Annotated in this window: 18 protein-coding genes; 2 read left to right on the forward strand and 16 right to left on the reverse strand. The window is 35.2% G+C overall.

Annotation, left to right across the window (positions count from 1 at the left end; all coding sequences use genetic code 11):
- Positions 1-84: 84 nt before the first annotated feature.
- Entirely contained in the window at positions 85-870 is a 786-nt protein-coding gene (locus D7004_RS18540) for a patatin-like phospholipase family protein (RefSeq protein WP_123207322.1), read from the forward strand.
- Positions 871-920: 50 nt separating this feature from the next.
- Here D7004_RS18540 and D7004_RS18545 read toward each other — a convergent pair whose 3' ends face one another.
- From D7004_RS18545 to D7004_RS18575, 7 genes are all read right to left on the reverse strand, one after another.
- A complete protein-coding gene (locus D7004_RS18545) occupies positions 921-1,637 on the reverse strand; it encodes a 2-phosphosulfolactate phosphatase (RefSeq protein ID WP_123207444.1) in 717 nt (238 codons plus the stop codon).
- A gap of 83 nt (positions 1,638-1,720) precedes the next feature.
- Positions 1,721-2,800, reverse strand: a complete 1,080-nt coding sequence (gcvT, locus tag D7004_RS18550) for a glycine cleavage system aminomethyltransferase GcvT (protein ID WP_123207323.1) — start codon at positions 2,798-2,800, stop codon at positions 1,721-1,723.
- Between the two features lie 233 nt (positions 2,801-3,033).
- The gene (locus tag D7004_RS18555; protein ID WP_123207324.1) at positions 3,034-4,236 is read right to left on the reverse strand and encodes a glycosyltransferase; all 1,203 of its coding nucleotides are present in this window, start codon (positions 4,234-4,236) and stop codon (positions 3,034-3,036) included.
- 21 nt (positions 4,237-4,257) lie between these two features.
- Complete coding sequence (locus tag D7004_RS18560; RefSeq protein ID WP_123207325.1) at positions 4,258-4,866, reverse strand: ribonuclease HII; 609 nt, start codon at positions 4,864-4,866, stop codon at positions 4,258-4,260.
- Positions 4,867-4,965: 99 nt separating this feature from the next.
- Positions 4,966-6,108, reverse strand: a complete 1,143-nt coding sequence (locus tag D7004_RS18565; RefSeq protein WP_123207326.1) for an ABC transporter permease — start codon at positions 6,106-6,108, stop codon at positions 4,966-4,968.
- Entirely contained in the window at positions 6,108-7,244 is a 1,137-nt protein-coding gene (locus tag D7004_RS18570) for a glycosyltransferase family 2 protein (protein WP_123207327.1), read from the reverse strand. Before D7004_RS18570 ends, D7004_RS18565 begins: the two co-directional genes overlap by 1 nt.
- A complete protein-coding gene (locus D7004_RS18575) occupies positions 7,222-8,199 on the reverse strand; it encodes a lysylphosphatidylglycerol synthase domain-containing protein (RefSeq protein WP_123207328.1) in 978 nt (325 codons plus the stop codon). The genes D7004_RS18570 and D7004_RS18575 overlap by 23 nt, the downstream gene beginning before the upstream one ends.
- Positions 8,200-8,241: 42 nt before the next feature.
- On the opposite strand from D7004_RS18575, the gene ruvC reads away from it, so the two are divergent.
- Positions 8,242-8,829, forward strand: a complete 588-nt coding sequence (gene ruvC, locus D7004_RS18580; protein WP_123207445.1) for a crossover junction endodeoxyribonuclease RuvC — start codon at positions 8,242-8,244, stop codon at positions 8,827-8,829.
- A 73-nt stretch (positions 8,830-8,902) separates the two neighbouring features.
- Here ruvC and D7004_RS18585 read toward each other — a convergent pair whose 3' ends face one another.
- From D7004_RS18585 to atpB, 9 genes are all read right to left on the reverse strand, one after another.
- Positions 8,903-9,790: a DUF4349 domain-containing protein gene (locus D7004_RS18585; protein ID WP_244214375.1), complete on the reverse strand. Its 888-nt coding sequence runs from the start codon at positions 9,788-9,790 to the stop codon at positions 8,903-8,905.
- 286 nt (positions 9,791-10,076) lie between these two features.
- The gene (locus tag D7004_RS18590) at positions 10,077-10,295 is read right to left on the reverse strand and encodes a hypothetical protein (protein ID WP_123207329.1); all 219 of its coding nucleotides are present in this window, start codon (positions 10,293-10,295) and stop codon (positions 10,077-10,079) included.
- A gap of 58 nt (positions 10,296-10,353) precedes the next feature.
- Entirely contained in the window at positions 10,354-11,118 is a 765-nt protein-coding gene (locus D7004_RS18595) for a 5'-nucleotidase, lipoprotein e(P4) family (RefSeq protein ID WP_123207330.1), read from the reverse strand.
- Between the two features lie 305 nt (positions 11,119-11,423).
- Positions 11,424-12,308, reverse strand: a complete 885-nt coding sequence (gene atpG, locus D7004_RS18600) for an ATP synthase F1 subunit gamma (protein ID WP_123207331.1) — start codon at positions 12,306-12,308, stop codon at positions 11,424-11,426.
- Between the two features lie 87 nt (positions 12,309-12,395).
- Positions 12,396-13,970 carry a F0F1 ATP synthase subunit alpha gene (gene atpA / locus D7004_RS18605; RefSeq protein ID WP_121284031.1) on the reverse strand — a complete coding sequence of 525 codons (1,575 nt, stop codon included), beginning with the start codon at positions 13,968-13,970 and terminating at the stop codon, positions 12,396-12,398.
- 238 nt (positions 13,971-14,208) lie between these two features.
- Complete coding sequence (gene atpH, locus D7004_RS18610) at positions 14,209-14,748, reverse strand: ATP synthase F1 subunit delta (protein WP_123207332.1); 540 nt, start codon at positions 14,746-14,748, stop codon at positions 14,209-14,211.
- A gap of 108 nt (positions 14,749-14,856) precedes the next feature.
- Entirely contained in the window at positions 14,857-15,351 is a 495-nt protein-coding gene (locus D7004_RS18615; RefSeq protein ID WP_123207333.1) for a F0F1 ATP synthase subunit B, read from the reverse strand.
- 87 nt (positions 15,352-15,438) lie between these two features.
- Positions 15,439-15,651, reverse strand: coding sequence for an ATP synthase F0 subunit C (gene atpE, locus D7004_RS18620; RefSeq protein WP_025144011.1), 213 nt, complete (start codon positions 15,649-15,651; stop codon positions 15,439-15,441).
- Between the two features lie 41 nt (positions 15,652-15,692).
- Positions 15,693-16,817, reverse strand: coding sequence for a F0F1 ATP synthase subunit A (gene atpB / locus D7004_RS18625; RefSeq protein ID WP_123207334.1), 1,125 nt, complete (start codon positions 16,815-16,817; stop codon positions 15,693-15,695).
- Positions 16,818-16,823: the final 6 nt, after the last annotated feature.

The following is a 16,823-nucleotide window of genomic DNA, read 5'->3' on the forward strand; positions in this document are numbered from 1 at the left end:
AATCTAATCTGTATTCAAATTTCATTAACATTTTCGTAACAAATCGTCATTCTTAAATCTAACACCAAGACTACATCTACATATATGAAAGTTGGAATTGTATTATCAGGCGGGGGAATTAGAGGAATTGCACACCTTGGTGTGTTAAAAGCATTTAGTAATTTAGGTATTACTTTTAGCCACATCAGCGGCACCAGTGCTGGTGCAATAGCTGGTGCATTTTTCGCAGCCGGTATCGATCCGGAAGAAGGATTGAGCATTTTTTTAAGAACCAAACTTTGGCGTTTCATTAGGCCAGCAGTTGGTTCTTTAGGACTGATTAACATCGAAAATACCTCGCAAATTCTTAAAGAATATTTCCCAGAAAATTCTATTGAAAAACTAAAAATTCCGTTAACCATTGCAGCCGTAAATTTTAGTGAAGGTAGGCTGGTTTATTTTACAAAAGGTCCGCTGATTCGTGCAATTCACGCTTCAAGCTGTATTTCAGGGATTTTTAAACCAATAATGATAGATGGGCAGATGTATGTTGACGGTGGGATTTTAAATAATTTCCCGGTAGAACCTTTGATGGGAGAATGTGATTTTATCATTGGCTCATCTTGTAATCACCTTAAACCAGTTGATAAAATTACCGGAATAACCAATTTAATGGGTCGAGCAGGCATCATGTCAATCAACCACGATATGGAGCGAAAAGCTAAATTTTGTAATGTGGTAATAGAGCCAAAAGGTTTGGGTGTAATTAGCACCTTTGATATGAAAAGAGCTGAAGATATTTATTGGTTAGCACACGAAGAGGCATTAATAACCATTAAAAATAGTCCTACAATTTCAGAGTTGATAACTAACAATCCATTTAAGGGCTGATTTCGCTATATTAAATAATGATATTTTAAATCGAAGTTTAGACTATGCCATTACTGGTTCAACTTCACCAATCTTTCACCTTCTAAAACCGGTATTGCATTACAAATATTTAACTGTAGGCAAAAAACAACGTCATCTTCAATATTTAATTCTGCAAGGCGATTGCTATGCGAAGATTTATGCAGGTATTTTCTTAAATCATCCTTTGCTAGCAAATATAAATCTTCAGCCGCAACGCTAGAATCATCGAAATGTTCGAAATTTTTACGAAGTTTATTTACAACGGCACCCGCAAATAAGGTATCTTCTAAATTAAACTGGTCTTTCCAGCCTGCGCAAAGTAGAAGCACATTTTTATGCTGATTTTTTAGATAATCACAAAGTGAATCTAAATTTAAAAAAGCGCCAATGACAACTTGATATGCTCTTTTATTTGCCAAATGCAAGGCTTTGGTTCCGTTTGTCGTTGTTAAAACAATCGTTTTGCTACCAACTTTTTCTTTGGTGTAAGAGAATGGCGAATTACCAAAATCATAACCTTTTACAACTTCACCATTTCTTTCTGCAGCCAGCAGATAACCTTTATCTGCATATTTCAAACAATCTTCTACATTGGCTACCGGAATTATAGCTTCAGCACCATTTTCTATACCGTAAGTTATAGATGATGTTGCTCTTAAAATATCGATAACAACTACAATGCTTTCTTCTATATCGTATAAATCGATTAAAGCAGGTGTTAAACAAACTTCTATTTTTTTTGGCATTTTTTGAGATTTGAGTATTGAGATTTGCGATATGTGATTTAAAAACATTTAGCTCTCAAATCACATATCTGATGTCTCAAATCTTATTTATAAAAAGGAAATTTAACAACTTTAGCTTTAATTGGCGTATTGCGTATGTTGATGAAAATCTCTGTGCCTTCTTTACTGAAATCTTTAGTTACGTATCCCATTCCGATTGCTTTTTGCAAGGATGGTGCTTGCGTTCCAGATGTTACTTTTCCAATAATGTTTCCGTCTGCATCGGCAATTTCATAATCATGACGTGGAATACCTCTGTCAATCATTTCAAAACCTACTAATTTCTTCTGAATGCCTGCTTCTTTCTGTGCCAATAAGGCTTCAGAATTGGTAAATTCCTTTGTAAACTTTGTAATCCATCCCAAGCCTGCTTCAATTGGAGAGGTACTATCATCTATATCATTCCCATATAAACAGAAGCCCATTTCTAAACGCAAAGTATCACGAGCGCCCAAACCAATTGGTTTAATATTGTAAGCCTTACCTGCTTCGAAAATTGCATCCCAAATTTTATCGGCATGTTCATTATCAAAATAGATTTCGAAACCGCCAGCACCAGTGTAGCCTGTAGCAGAAATTATCACATTATTTACCCCAGCAAAGGTACCCTTACCAAAGGTGTAATATTCCATTGATGCCAAATCCACATCGGTTAAAGTTTGCAAGGCATCAGCCGCCTTCGGACCTTGAATTGCAAGCAATGAGGTTTTATCCGAAATGTTATGCATCTCAACATCTTTATCATTAAACTGTTTAATCCAGTTCCAATCCTTTTCTATATTAGATGCATTTACCACTAACATATAGCTTTTCTCGTCTATACGATATACCAAAAGGTCATCAACAATACCACCATCTTTATTCGGCAAACAAGAATATTGCACCTTACCATCAAACAATTTTGAGGCATCGTTACTTGTTACCCTTTGAATTAAATCCAAAGCATTATCACCTTTCAAAATAAACTCACCCATGTGGCTAACATCGAAAACCCCAACACCATTACGAACTGTTGCATGCTCTGCATTTATACCTTCGTAAGTTACAGGCATGTTATAACCTGCAAATGGAACAATTTTAGCTCCTAAAGCAATGTGTTTATCTGTTAATGCGGTGTTTTTCATTTGTTATTTGATTTTTCTTTGGTACTGAGGCGATTCTATTATTTACTTACAAAGTATAGCGCAGCAAATAATTATACTTTTAATTTTCTGATGCTTTCGGCAAAACTACTAAGAAATTGGCAATGTTTTGACGCAAAATTTAAAAGGTATTTATTTTGTTTATGATGGATTTAAAACAATAAGTTAGTGTAGAATAAAAATATTTCAGGTGATGTTTGATTATCTTTTCTCTTTTAGCTGCTAATTAACTCTTCATAAATTTTATGCATTTTCGATGAGATAAGATGAACACCATGGTCGTTTTCTACTGTTTTACGGGCATTCTCTCCTATTTCCATCCAGCGTTTTGGGTTAATAATGCATTGTAAAATTGAACGGTAGAATTCATCAGCCGAATCGGCGATTAAAATATCATATCCATGTTTGCAGTTTATACCTTCGGCAGCGGTTGTTGTTGCAATAATGCATTTCTTCATTGCCATTCCTTCTATAATTTTAACCCGCATGCCGGTTCCAGAAATTAAGGGCACAATCATAATTGCTTTTGAATTCATAAACTCAACCGCATCAAAAACCTCACCTTCTACAATCAAGTTATCCGAATCGTAATCGAAAAAGTGCTTTTGCATGTTTTTACCTGCAATGTAGAATCTGAGGTCTTTATTTAGCTTTTCTATATCGGGCCAAATATCATCCAGAAACCATTCCAACCCTTCTTGATTTGGACGCCAATCCATCGCACCCAAATGAAACAATGTAGGAAAACTGGTTTTCGTTTTATCAACTTTATATTTCTCTAAATCGATGGCAACAGGAAAAACAGACATTGGCACTTCGCACCCAAAACGCAAAATGCTTTGTCTATCTGGTTCGCTTATGGCAAATATTTGATGGAAACGGTTAATTTGTTCCATTTCGTAAGCTTTAAGCCTGTGCGAAAGAAAGGCAAGATACTTGCGCCTAATTATAAAATTTTCTGAAAGAGAACGTCGTTCCCACATGGTAAACTCGATATTATGCGCTCGGTAAATCAATTTGGCATTGCTGTTTGCCTTAACAACATCCAGGTAAGGCACAACGAAAAGTCCTTCAAATTGAATAATATCAAAACTATTTTCGCGAAGTAAACTTTCCAATTGTCGAGCAGCTTCTTCAGTATAATACCTAGAAACATTGTAAGATTCGTTTGTGAAAATATTAAAAAATGCCGACCACATCGTTACCTCGGTATCTAAATCGTATGTGTGTGTTTTTACCGAATCAAAAACCGGATCGGAAATATCTTCTAAATCTAATCTGGCATTTGCAGGGTTTAAGCTGAACAAAGTGATATCTGCACCAAGCTGTAGCAAGCCTTTCATGGTGTTATAAACCACAATCGGATAACCACTATTTGGCGGAAAGGGAATCCGCTTAGTAATTAACAGAATTTTCACAATGTGGTGAAAATACGAAATTTAGACTGCTTTTGAAAACAAATTAAGTTGTGGGTCGCTTACATTAAATGTTTTGCGATGATATGGCGATAAACCAATTTCTATAACAGCTTTACGGTGTGAAATTGTAGGATATCCTTTGTTTTGTTGCCAATTGTAGTGGGGATAATCTGAATGTAGATTGGTCATATATTCATCACGGTGCGTTTTCGCTAAAATTGACGCTGCAGCAATGTTTAAATATTTTCCATCGCCTTTTACAATGCAGCTATGCGGAATTTGAGGATAAGCTTTGAACCGATTACCATCGATTACTAAATATTGGGGTTGACATTGCAACTTTTCAATTGCCCGGTGCATGGCAAGAAATGAAGCATTTAGAATATTTATTTTATCAATTTCCTCATGGTCGCATGATGCCACAGCCCAAGCTAAAGCTTCTTTTTCAATTACTGGTCTTAGTAATTCTCGTTGGGCATGAGAAAGTTGTTTAGAATCGTTTAAGCCATCTAGGAAGAAGCCTTCAGGTAAAATTACAGCAGCAGCAAACACCGGACCAGCTAAGCAACCTCTACCAGCTTCATCACAGCCTGCTTCTAAAAACTCTTCCTGAAAACATCTCAACAACATGCAATGTGATTTTAATTCTAAGCAAAGATAACCGCCTTACCTTAAATTATGGAATATTATGTTTCCACATAAACAAAAAACATAGAAAAATATCAGAATCTATACCGTTACATTTTGTCCTTTTACATCAAAGGCATCGCGTAAACCTATTGCCAAAACATTAAAAGCGTAAACTGTTAGCATAATTGCTAAACCAGGTAAAACGGCTAAATATGCAGCATCCATAATGATATAACCAAAATGCTCTTTTATCATGCTGCCCCAACTTGGCATTGGTGGTTGAGCACCGAAACCTAAAAAGCTAAGTCCGGTTTCTAATAAAATTGCAGAAGCAAAATTTGCCGATGCCACAACCAAAATCGGTCCGGCTATATTTGGCAATATGTGTTTAACAATTGTTCTTGTGGTGCTAAATCCTAAAGCTCGGGCAGCTTCTACAAATTCAACTTCCTTTAATGCCATTACCTGCCCCCGAACCAGTCTGGCTACATCTACCCAGGTTGATAAACCAACAGCAATAAAAATTTGCCAAAACCCCTTGCCCAGAGCAAAAGATATGGCGATAACCAGTAATAGAGAAGGTAAAGACCAAACCACATTCATAAACCAACTGATTGCCGCATCAACCTTTCCGCCAAAAAAACCTGCTACTACGCCTAAGCTTATCCCAATAATCAATGAAATTAATACCGCCATTAAACCTACCGACAACGATACCCTAATCCCTAAAATTAAGCGGCTCAATAAATCTCGACCATAAATATCAGTTCCTAAAAGAAATGTTTTGGTGTAGATATTTTTTTTAGCGAAAAGCATTTCGGGTGTTCCAAGTTTCGATAGTGGCGTGCAGCTTGGACAAAGTTCTTTCAAATCATATTTGGTTTCTTCAGCCTTTTCATCCTCACCAATATATTCTCTTACCAAAATAGTATTGTTTAAAATTTGATATGATGTAATCGGAATACTTTTTAAATTAGGCTCTTGCCCGTAAAGCATTCTATGGAAAAAATTAACCTGTTTAACTTTCGCATTTCTGCTTACAATTAAAAATTTAAAGCTTTGACCAGGTTTTTTGTTAGTAAGTTGCAAATGCATTATGTTGGCATTTGGAGAGTTATCTGGCATGATTAAATAACCCAAAACGCCAATCAACATCAAGAGCAAAATAAAAATTAAGCCACTTAAAGCGAGTTTATTACGCTTAAATTTTAACCAAACTTTCTTCGATGGGCTATTATCCATTACCTAACCATTCTGCCTTTCCAATTGTATTTACCGCTGTTGCCTGCAATGCCTATGTATATAATGTAAAGTATGTGCAATACATTTAAAACGGGGATTAAAATCATCAGGCTGCGTCTTTTCGCGAAGCCCGTTACGTTCCATAAAAATAAGCTTTCTAAAAACATTTTAACCAACAATTGATAAAAGGTAATGGCCATAAAACCTGGCATAAATAAACCTGCAATAAAATTAGCCAAAATACTGATGTTAAAAACCCAAACAAATACACCTAAAACGATGATGGCTTTATTTTTATAACGCGTACTTTTTGATGCCCAGCGTTTTCTTTGTTGAATAAATGAACTTAAATTTTCCTTCGCATGCGTATATACAATAGCATCTCTGTTTTTTAAGAAACCAATTTTTTCTGGATATTTTGCCGCAATTTTGTGTAGTAATAATTCATCATCACCAGATGCCAAATCATCAATACCCTGAAAGCCGCCAACTTCGTAGAAAGTAGATTTTTCGTAGGCTAAATTTGCGCCATTGCAAGTTGACGGTGCTTTGTTACCAATGGTTGATGCACCTAAACCTATCAGATATAAAAACTCTAAAGATTGTAATCTCTCGAACAAATTTTTCTCTTGAAAATATGCCACCGGAGATGAAATCATTTTCAAATCTTTTGTTTCATAAAATTCTACAATGGTAGTCAACCAATCTTTGCCCATTCGGCAATCTGCATCTGTGGTGATAATTAAATCGCCGGAACATGTACCAATAGCCGTTTGAATTGCCTTTTTTTTGTAAGAATTTAAAGCCCTATCCTCATTAAGTTTTATCAGTTTAACGTTTCTGTCAGCATATGCTAAAACAATCTCAGCGGTTCTATCGCTCGAATGATCATCAATAATAATAATTTCTGTAAGGTTTTTAGGATAGTTTTGCGCTATTAAATCATCAATGGTTTTACCAATATTCTCTTCCTCATCTCTAGCGGCAACTATTATAGATACTTTCGTTTTTGGCTCAAAATGTTGAGGAATAAAGTAAATTAATTCATGCCATCCTCTAATAAAGCTGCAAACTAAAATGCCATAAACCAAGGTTAACGATGCAGATAATAGACTAATTAGATTTAGGTGTGCCAAAAAAGTTGAGTTTAAAAACGAAATAAGTGCCTAAGATAGCAGGAATAATGATATTTATAAGCCAAATACTTGCCGTACATGCAATAACTGCTACATCATGATTGGTTATATAGCCAAAAAAATACGATGCTGTTACACTCCTAATGCCTACATCAAACAAATCTAAAGATGGTAATGTAGATTGAACAAAAAATAAAATGCTTATCATCATTACAATATCTGCATAGTGCAAACCTGGTATTAACCAGATAAACAGGATGAAATATTGAGAACTGAAAACTGCATATCGAGCCAAACAAAAAAGTAATATTTTAAAAAGTTCGGCTTTTCTATATCTACCTAAAATACTATAGAACTTTTTATATTTTCTGGTAAATTTTATAGATAACAAGATGCCATTAAGCCATTGAATATTGAAATAAAAAACAGCAAAGAACAGACAGAAAACAACTACCAATATCTGGATAGCAAAAAATAGCCGATAATCTAAATCGATGAATCGATAAATGAAAGCACTTAGGGCTATTGCCCCAAAAATATTGGTTAAAACCAACTGACCAATATTGCCAACAGCCATAGCCACTACACCAATAACTCTTCTTTTTGGCGATAAAAAGAAAACTCTACCGCCATATTCGCCTAAGCGATTTGGCGTAAAAATAGCTAAGGTTAACCCACAAAAAACCGATTCTATTGCTCGATAAAAGCTAATGCTCTCTATTCGGCTCATTAATCTTTTCCACTTTGCTGCTTCCAAAAACCAGTTTACAAACATCAGCAAAAAGACTAGGCCTATTACGCAAATAATTTCTATCCGGGGTAGATTGCTTAAAAGTGCTTCGAAATTTTGAAGGTTTTTATTCGCAACTATTTTATGATAAATAAACCAAAAAGCAAATACTACGATTACAGCTTTAGTTACGATCGAGAATATTTTTTTGTTTTTGGCTGTCAAGATTATCTGTTTCTTTTTGCAAATATGCTTAATATTGCTGTAATGTTGAACGAAAAAAAGGAACGTGTAATTATGGGTATCGACCCAGGCACCGCGGTGATGGGTTATGGCGTAATTTTAGAGAAGGGAAATAAAACAGAATTAATAAGTTTAGGGGTAGTAAAAATGACTCATCTTGATGATCCTTTTTTAAAACTTCAACGAATTTTTGAAAAAACTGTAGTGCTAATTGACGAATACAAACCCGATGTATTAGCCATTGAAGCTCCATTTTATGGAAAAAACATTCAAGTACTTTTAAAATTGGGCAGAGCACAAGGCATTGCAATTGCAGCAGCATTATCAAGAAATGTTGCGGTAACCGAATACTCGCCGAGGAAAATTAAGCAATCCATTACTGGGAATGGTAATGCCACAAAAGAACAAGTTGCAGCGATGTTGCAACGTTTATTAAATTTTAAAGAAACACCTCAATTTTTAGATGCTACAGATGGTTTGGCCGTTGCAGTTTGCCATTCATTTCAAAAAATAACATCTGGCGGTAAAGCTAAAACCTATTCTGGTTGGGAATCTTTTGTTACTGATAATAAAACAAAAGTTAAGGGTTTGGCTGTTAAGGTTAAAAAATAACATTTGATGTTACGAAGTACGAATAATATCTAAAGGATAAATTAATTCGTACTTCGTTAATGAATTATGATGCCTATTGGTGTTGATTAACCAGGTTTTTAGTCGCTAACTCCATTGCAGATTTATTCTTTCTTACAAAATACCTTATTGTAAAAAACGTCCCAATTCCTAGCACAAACAGCATCCAAAGGTTAGTTAAAGCAAGAATAATTTCTTTAAATATTGTCCAGCCATTTGTTATGCTAAGCCAAAGTCTGTTTGCAAAAGCCGGACGATAATCGTACAAATTATCGTTAGCAACTATCATGGTTTTAACAGTATTATCTTGATAAAAATTTAGCGTAATAGTGCTAAACTTAACTTTTGAATCGATGCTCATGTTATCGATTTTTTTGTCTACATAATCGTCGTTCAAAGCTATTGAGGTTTCAACATTCTCTACTTTTTTGGATGGAATTTCACCAATTTGTTTAGATGCTACTACCCTGTTATGTGCCTTCATTTTATTGGCTAAATAGGCAATGCTTTGATCATCCATCTTCATTGAGGAACTATTTACAAAAACAGCCATTTTTGAAATGGTGTTGGTAAATTCATCTAATTTCTCTGAGGGAACTTTGGCTACCAAATATCCTTCCGTTCGGTATGAAGTAATTTCTTTTAACGAATCGGTAGATTGTTTAATCTTATCGGTTTCTTGGATGTTACTTTGAATAGAAAATTCTGCAACCGTTCCACCTTGCGCTTTAATGGTTTGGCTTAACCGTTCTTTGGTATGCTGCACATCTTTAACCCTGAAACGCATATCAGCAGTTTTGATAATTTTTGATGTAGCGGTATCAATACCTTCCTTGTTTAATTCATCGATGCTCATCGCATCAGCGCTTTCAGCCTTTCTTTCGGCATTTTGGCAGCCAAACATGGTTACAATTATGGCAATAGCAATTATATTCCTTTTCATGATTTTGTGGTTCTAAAAAATTAATCATTTTAAAATATTGCTTCAAATGGCCATTAGAAGTTGGGCGTTTCGATTAGATTTACAGCCCTATTTTCCCTTTATACAAAAAAGTGTTTTAGGTAACCCATAATTGTTTTCGGCAAGAGCTAAGCTTTAATATATTCTAGGCGTAGAACCGCTATTGGATGATATAATGTTGAAAATATTTTTTCAAAAAACCTTTATACCAAAAAAGCCAATTACTTAAGAATCGTAATTGGCTTTTATATTTAGAAAGAAAGAATCTTTATGCGTCTAAAATTTTGAATACTCCTTTAATGCAAATAAATGCACCAATAAATAAAATTATCCATGATACTAATGATAACATCCAAGAATCGAAAGCGAAACGAGCATAAGTACCTACCATGCAAACCAGTACGCCAAAAATCATTAATTTATATATTCCGGGCTGGTTAGCCGTTTTCATACTTTCTGTATTGTGCTTTAATTCGTTGTTCTCCATAATGTTTATTTTTATGATGCAGCAAAAGTAATACTTATTGCTGAATATTTACACATACTTAGTAACTTTTTAATCGTTCTAAACGCTGTTTAGCTTTATCTTTATCACTAAGGTTTTCTCCTTGATATAAGGGCTTTTCCCAATCGCCGTACATTGGGTTTGGCAACACAATATATTTGGTACCAAATAAGGTTTGATTTGAATTTACCTGCGCAGCAGTATTATTATTTTCACGATAAAACACATTCGAAAAATCGCTTAAGTTATCACCGCAAAACAAAAGGATATTGTGTGTTTCTGAAATTTTCTGTCTGCGTTGTTCTTTGTTAGATGTGCCTATAGAAACCAACAAATGCCCATCATCTGCGTATGGAAATCCGAACTTTTGTAAATTCTTTAATGTTGCCGAATAGTCTTTTTCATCACGATTGCTTAGGTAAAAAGTTTCTATATTTTTTGATGCTGCGAATTTTAAGAAAGCCAAAGCACCAGGAACGGTATCTGCCAGAGCTAAATTTGTCCAAGCCGTCCAATCTGTAGGATTATAACTCAAACCCTTCTTAATTTCATGTCCCTGAAATGGCGAATTATCTAAAACGGTTTCATCTATATCAACGATAACACAATTGGGTTTTCGACTTGTATCTGCCCATAGTGACTCTTTTAACGATAACCGGGCAAAGTTATAAGCCTGAAAACATAAAGCTCTATACTCGCCACTGGTTTGCTGCCAAACCACGGCATTGATGTAATCTCTGGCAGGAGATTGGGCATAGCTTAGAAATGGGGCAAGTGCGATAATAATAAAAATGTACTTCTTCATGAGTTGATATTATTGGGTAAAATTGAATTATAAATCCAATAAAAACATAATCATTCTGGATTTCATTCCAAAATAAACCTAATAATTTTGGATTCTGAAAATAAAGCTGCTTCAAATCATATGGAAAAATGCCTAATTAATTAACCATAAAAGAAACAGAGGACTTTATTAGAACCAAAGTAAAAATCAAACTTTAGTTTTCTTTGTGATTTTTATGCTCCCCCTTTAAACTTGGGGTATAAAAAAACCCATTTCAATTAAGAAATGGGTTTATATTTTCAAGTCCCCTTTAGGGAATTTAGGGGCTATCCGTTCAACGCTGCTGCTCCACTTACAATCTCTGTTAATTCAGTTGTAATTGCTGCTTGTCTAGCTTGGTTATAAGATAATTTCAGTGCTTTTAATAACTCACCGGCATTTTCAGTTGCCTTATCCATTGATGTCATACGTGCGCCATGCTCTGATGCGTGAGAATCTAAAACTGCTTTGTACAACTGAATTTTAACCGATTTAGGAATTAATTGTTCTACAATTTCTTCTTGTGATGGTTCTAAAATATAATCAACATTAGTTGTTTTATTTTCAACTTTAGCCTCTTCTGCTTTTGGTAACGGCAACAATTGCTCTGAAGTAATAATTTGAACAGCTGCATTTTTAAATCGATTGTAAACCAATTCTACTTTATCAAAGTCGCCTTTGATAAAACCAGCCATAATCGAATCAGTAATTTTGGTTACGTTTTCGAAAGTTAAAGCCGAGTAAACTTCATTGTTGTTACCAATAACGTTGTAGTTACGTTTTTCGTAAAAATCCTGCGTTTTCTTACCGATAGAAATAATGCTCACGTTACCGTTTTTCAACTGTTCGCTATATTTCTCAGCAATTAAATTGTTGGCCGCTTTAATTACGTTCATGTTAAAGGCACCAGCCAAACCACGGTTTGATGATACCGTTACAATCAATACCTTATTGGGTTCACGCTCTTGGATAAAAGGCGATGAAGAACCCTCTAAACTTGCTGATAGATTCGCTAAAATCTCTTTAAGTTTAGTTGCATAAGGACGTAAAGCGATAATTGCATTGGTTGCACGTTTCAACTTCGCCGCCGAAACCATTTTCATAGCTTTGGTAATCTGCTGGGTTGATTGTACCGACGCAATTCGGTTTCTTACTTCTTTTAAATTAGCCATTCTTTATTTAGATGTGAGATGTGAGATGTAAGATGTGAGACGTTTCCGGCCCAATCTCAAATCTCAAATCTCATGTCTCAAATCTTATTAATATTTACTTGAAATCTCTTTTGCTACTGTATCTAAAACACCAGTAATGGTATCATCAAATTTACCAGCTTTTAATGCCGCTAAAGTTTCTGGGTGACGCATTTCCAATTGAGTTAAATATTCAGTTTCGAATTCTTTTACTTTATCAACTGGTACGCTACGCATTAAGTTTTTAGTACCTGCATAAACAATTGCAACTTGTTTCTCAACCGTAAATGGTGTAAACTGTGCTTGTTTTAGCATTTGTACGTTACGTGCACCTTTATCTAAAACCGATTTCGTTGCAGCATCTAAATCAGAACCGAATTTAGAGAATGCCTCTAATTCACGGTATTGAGCCTGATCTAACTTTAAAGTACCTGCTACTTTTTTCATCGATTTGATTTGAGCATTACCACCCACACGTGATACCGAAATACCTACGTTAATAGCCGGACGAATACCCGAGTTGAATAAGTTCGACTCTAAGAAAATCTGACCATCAGTAATCGAAATTACGTTAGTTGGAATATATGCAGAAACGTCACCCGCTTGAGTTTCGATAATTGGCAAAGCAGTTAATGAACCACCACCTTTAACGATATGTTTAATCGACTCAGGCAAATCATTCATCGCTTTAGCGATATCATCATTCGCGTTAATTTTTGCAGCTCTTTCTAACAAACGACTGTGTAAGTAGAAAACATCACCTGGATAAGCCTCACGACCTGGTGGACGACGAAGTAATAAAGATACCTCACGGTAAGCAACAGCTTGTTTAGATAAATCATCATAAACGATTAAAGCTGGTCTACCAGTATCACGGAAAAATTCACCAATTGCAGCACCAGCAAATGGAGCATAGAACTGCATTGGCGCAGGGTCTGCAGCCGAAGCAGCAACAACAACTGTATATGGTAAAGCACCGTTTTCTTCAAGTGTACGTACAATGTTTGCAACGGTAGAGTTTTTCTGACCGATAGCTACATAAATACAGAACACAGGCTGACCTGCTTCATAAAATTCTTTTTGGTTAATAATGGTATCAATACAAACTGCAGTTTTACCAATCTGACGGTCGCCAATAACCAACTCACGTTGACCACGACCGATTGGAATCATTGCGTCGATTGCTTTAATACCAGTTTGTAAAGGCTCATTTACCGGCTGACGATAAATTACACCTGGTGCTTTACGCTCTAAAGGCATTTCGTAAGTTTCACCTAAAATCGGACCTTTACCATCTAAAGGCTCTCCTAAAGTGTTTACCACGCGGCCAAGCATACCTTCACCAACTTTAATAGAGGCAATTTTTTTGGTACGTTTAATTGTATCACCTTCTTTAATCTCGTCAGATGCACCTAAAAGTACCACACCAACGTTATCTTCTTCAAGGTTTAATACAATGCCTTGCAGGCCGTTCGCAAATTCAACCAACTCACCCGATTGAACTTTAGTTAAACCGTAAACACGGGCAATACCGTCGCCCACTTGCAACACGGTACCAACTTCTTCCAGTTCGGTTTCTGATTTAAAGCCCGCCAATTGCTGTCTGATAATTGCCGAAACTTCGTCTGGTCTTACCTCTACCATAATTTTAATTTATATCTTTTGTAAATGTAAATCTTGTAATTCTTTTGTTATTCCAGTCCCGCTTTCTGCTTTAGTCTTTTTGCTTTCAGCTTCAAAGCCTATCGCTGCCAATCGGGTTTATATATTTTAGTGCTGTAGTTCTTCGGTTATTTCAGTATCCCTCAATTTTCAAAAAATTTCAAATTACAATTATCAATTTCAATCTTGATACTTGATACTTGATACTCAAATCTCGATACTACAGTGCAAATTCTTTTTTCAGTTTACTTAAACCACTTGCAATACTTGCATCAAATTGTTTATCGCCCACTTTTAATATAAAGCCACCAATTAGTTTCTCGTTAATTTTCTCTCTAACAATAACTTCATTAGCACCTAATTCTCTTTTTACAATTGCAACAATCTGCTCTTTGGCTTCAGCGCTTAACGCTGTTGCTGAAGTTACATGGGCAGTAACAATTCCCTTTATTTGATTGTATTGTTGTATAAACTGTTTTGCTACAGCAAATAAAATTGCCGAGCGACCTTTGTTTACCACAATTTTGAAAAAGGCAATGGTTAACTTACCAACCTTATCAGCAAAAATTCCATTTAATATACCAGTCTTTTTATCTAAAGGTACAATTGGGTTTTTTAATATTGCTTCCAGTTCAGGGGTTTCATCAACCACTTTCTCAAACAAAACCATATCATTAAAAGATTCGGCTAAACCGTTGTTTTCAACAGCTAAGTCGATTAATGATTTGGCGTATCTGCTTGCAACTTTAATTTCTGACATATATCTTGAGTCGTAAGTTGTAAGTCATAAGTTGTAAGTTTTAGTTGTCGATTAAAAATCTTTCAACTGCACCACACTACTTAAAACTTAAAACGTAATACTTATAACTTAATTTAATTCAACGTCTTTTAACAAATTAGCTACTAAAGCTTCTTGCTTGGTTTTATCATCTAATTGAGTACGTAAAACACGTTCGGCAATTTCTAATGATAAAGTAGAAACCTGATCTTTAACTTCTGCTAAAGCTGCTTTCTTTTGGTTTTCAATTTCAATCTTAGCTTTCTCAATTAATTTAGCACCTTCTACCTGAGCTTGTTTTTTAGCTTCGTTTAAGATACCATCTTTTAAGGTTTTAGCTTCCTTTAAAATTTCATCGCGTTCAGCACGTGCTTGTTGCATCAAATCTTGATTTTGGCTAGTTAAACGAGCCATTTCTTGTTTTGCCAACTCAGCTTTGTTTAATGCTTCATCAATGCTTTGCTCACGTTCGTGAATAGCACCTAAAATAGGTTTCCATGCAAACTTTCTAAGCAAAATCAATAAGCAGATAAACGCTAATGATGTCCAAAAAACCAATCCTATGCTTGGGGTTACTAATTCCATTTTATCTAATTTTTAAAAACAATCTTTTTAATAAGGTCGGGTAAATAACCAATCGTTAAATACCCAACCTAATTTCTTCAGTGATTATTAACCGTTTAAGCCTAATAATGCAACTACTACACCGAATAAAGCAGCACCCTCAATAAGGGCAGCAGCGATAATCATTGCAGTCTGAATTTTTGATGCAGCCTCTGGTTGACGAGCAATACCTTCCATTGCTTTACCACCTACTTGACCGATACCGATACCTGCACCGATTACTGCTAAACCGGCACCAATTGCCGCGATTGAACCTACCATAACTAATTTAATTTATATTAATTGTAAAAAATAGTTTTCTGTTAATGATGTTCTTCTACTGCCATACCAATAAACAAGGCAGTAAGTAATGTAAAAATAAAGGCTTGTAAAAATGCTACTAACAATTCCAATACGTCCATAAACAATACGAATGCGACTGAAACCGGAGCGATAGCCAATGTTTCGAAAATAAAGATTAAGGAAATTAAACTTAATACGATAATGTGACCAGCTGTAATGTTCGCAAACAAACGAACCATTAAAGCGAATGGTTTTGAAATAATACCAATTAACTCCACAGGAATCATAATTGGATACAACCAAAGTGGTACATCAGGCTTAAAAATGTGCTTCCAATAATATTTGTTACCATTGATATTAACAATGATTAAAGTACCTAAAGCCATAACAAAAGTTAAAGCAATATTACCTGTAACGTTTGCTCCTCCAGGAAAAATAGGAATCAAACCAAATAAGTTATTAAAAAGTATAAAGAAAAACGTAGTTAACAAATAAGGCATGAATTTCGCATATTTATGCCCGATGTTTGGTTTAGCAATATCATCTCTAACGAAGATTACAATCGGTTCAATGAAAGATTGTAATCCTTTTGGTGCTTTACCAACACGTTTTTTGTAAGCCCCAGCAACTGAAATAAATACGATTAAAATAACCGCAATCGCAACAAACATCGCAGCTACGTTTTTAGTAATGGAGAAATCTAAGACAGATGCTTCTTCATCAATTTTACCATCGGCACCAACAACTTTAATATGGTCTTCTTCTAAACGATAAGTATTGTATTTACCAACGTAATCTTGCTCTCCATGATGAAAGTTACCCGAAGAAAAAACTTCTAAACCACCATTTGTATATAAAATTACTGGCAAAGGCAATGACGTATGACCCCACAAATGCCACATGTGCGAATCTGCAATGTGTTCCATAATAACTTTAGTAGGCTCGAATTTTTCTTCTCCGTGCTCCACCGTACCATGTTCTCCAGAAACAGCTTCAGCAGTTTTAGCAACAGCACTATCAACAGGAACAACAGCACTATCAGCTTGAGCGAAAGTATCAATCTTGATAGATAAAAACGCGATTAAAAGCGTAAAAACAACAATTACCTTCTTAACTTTAGATACTAAAACTTGGTTACAATCCATTTATTG

The organism is Pedobacter jejuensis (assembly GCF_003725795.1).
GTDB classification, from domain to species: domain Bacteria; phylum Bacteroidota; class Bacteroidia; order Sphingobacteriales; family Sphingobacteriaceae; genus Pedobacter; species Pedobacter jejuensis.

Excerpts from the sequence above, each read along its gene's own strand:
- D7004_RS18540 (WP_123207322.1), top strand. The coding sequence starts at position 85 with ATGAAAGTTGGAATTGTATTATCAGGCGGGGGAATTAGAGGAATTGCA.
- D7004_RS18545 (WP_123207444.1), bottom strand. The coding sequence starts at position 1,637 with ATGCCAAAAAAAATAGAAGTTTGTTTAACACCTGCTTTAATCGATTTA.
- gcvT (WP_123207323.1), bottom strand. The coding sequence starts at position 2,800 with ATGAAAAACACCGCATTAACAGATAAACACATTGCTTTAGGAGCTAAA.
- D7004_RS18560 (WP_123207325.1), bottom strand. The coding sequence starts at position 4,866 with ATGTTGTTGAGATGTTTTCAGGAAGAGTTTTTAGAAGCAGGCTGTGAT.
- D7004_RS18565 (WP_123207326.1), bottom strand. The coding sequence starts at position 6,108 with ATGGATAATAGCCCATCGAAGAAAGTTTGGTTAAAATTTAAGCGTAAT.
- ruvC (WP_123207445.1), top strand. The coding sequence starts at position 8,242 with ATGTTGAACGAAAAAAAGGAACGTGTAATTATGGGTATCGACCCAGGC.
- D7004_RS18585 (WP_244214375.1), bottom strand. The coding sequence starts at position 9,790 with ATGAAAAGGAATATAATTGCTATTGCCATAATTGTAACCATGTTTGGC.
- D7004_RS18590 (WP_123207329.1), bottom strand. The coding sequence starts at position 10,295 with ATGGAGAACAACGAATTAAAGCACAATACAGAAAGTATGAAAACGGCT.
- D7004_RS18595 (WP_123207330.1), bottom strand. The coding sequence starts at position 11,118 with ATGAAGAAGTACATTTTTATTATTATCGCACTTGCCCCATTTCTAAGC.
- atpG (WP_123207331.1), bottom strand. The coding sequence starts at position 12,308 with ATGGCTAATTTAAAAGAAGTAAGAAACCGAATTGCGTCGGTACAATCA.
- atpA (WP_121284031.1), bottom strand. The coding sequence starts at position 13,970 with ATGGTAGAGGTAAGACCAGACGAAGTTTCGGCAATTATCAGACAGCAA.
- atpH (WP_123207332.1), bottom strand. The coding sequence starts at position 14,748 with ATGTCAGAAATTAAAGTTGCAAGCAGATACGCCAAATCATTAATCGAC.
- D7004_RS18615 (WP_123207333.1), bottom strand. The coding sequence starts at position 15,351 with ATGGAATTAGTAACCCCAAGCATAGGATTGGTTTTTTGGACATCATTA.
- atpE (WP_025144011.1), bottom strand. The coding sequence starts at position 15,651 with ATGGTAGGTTCAATCGCGGCAATTGGTGCCGGTTTAGCAGTAATCGGT.
- atpB (WP_123207334.1), bottom strand. The coding sequence starts at position 16,817 with ATGGATTGTAACCAAGTTTTAGTATCTAAAGTTAAGAAGGTAATTGTT.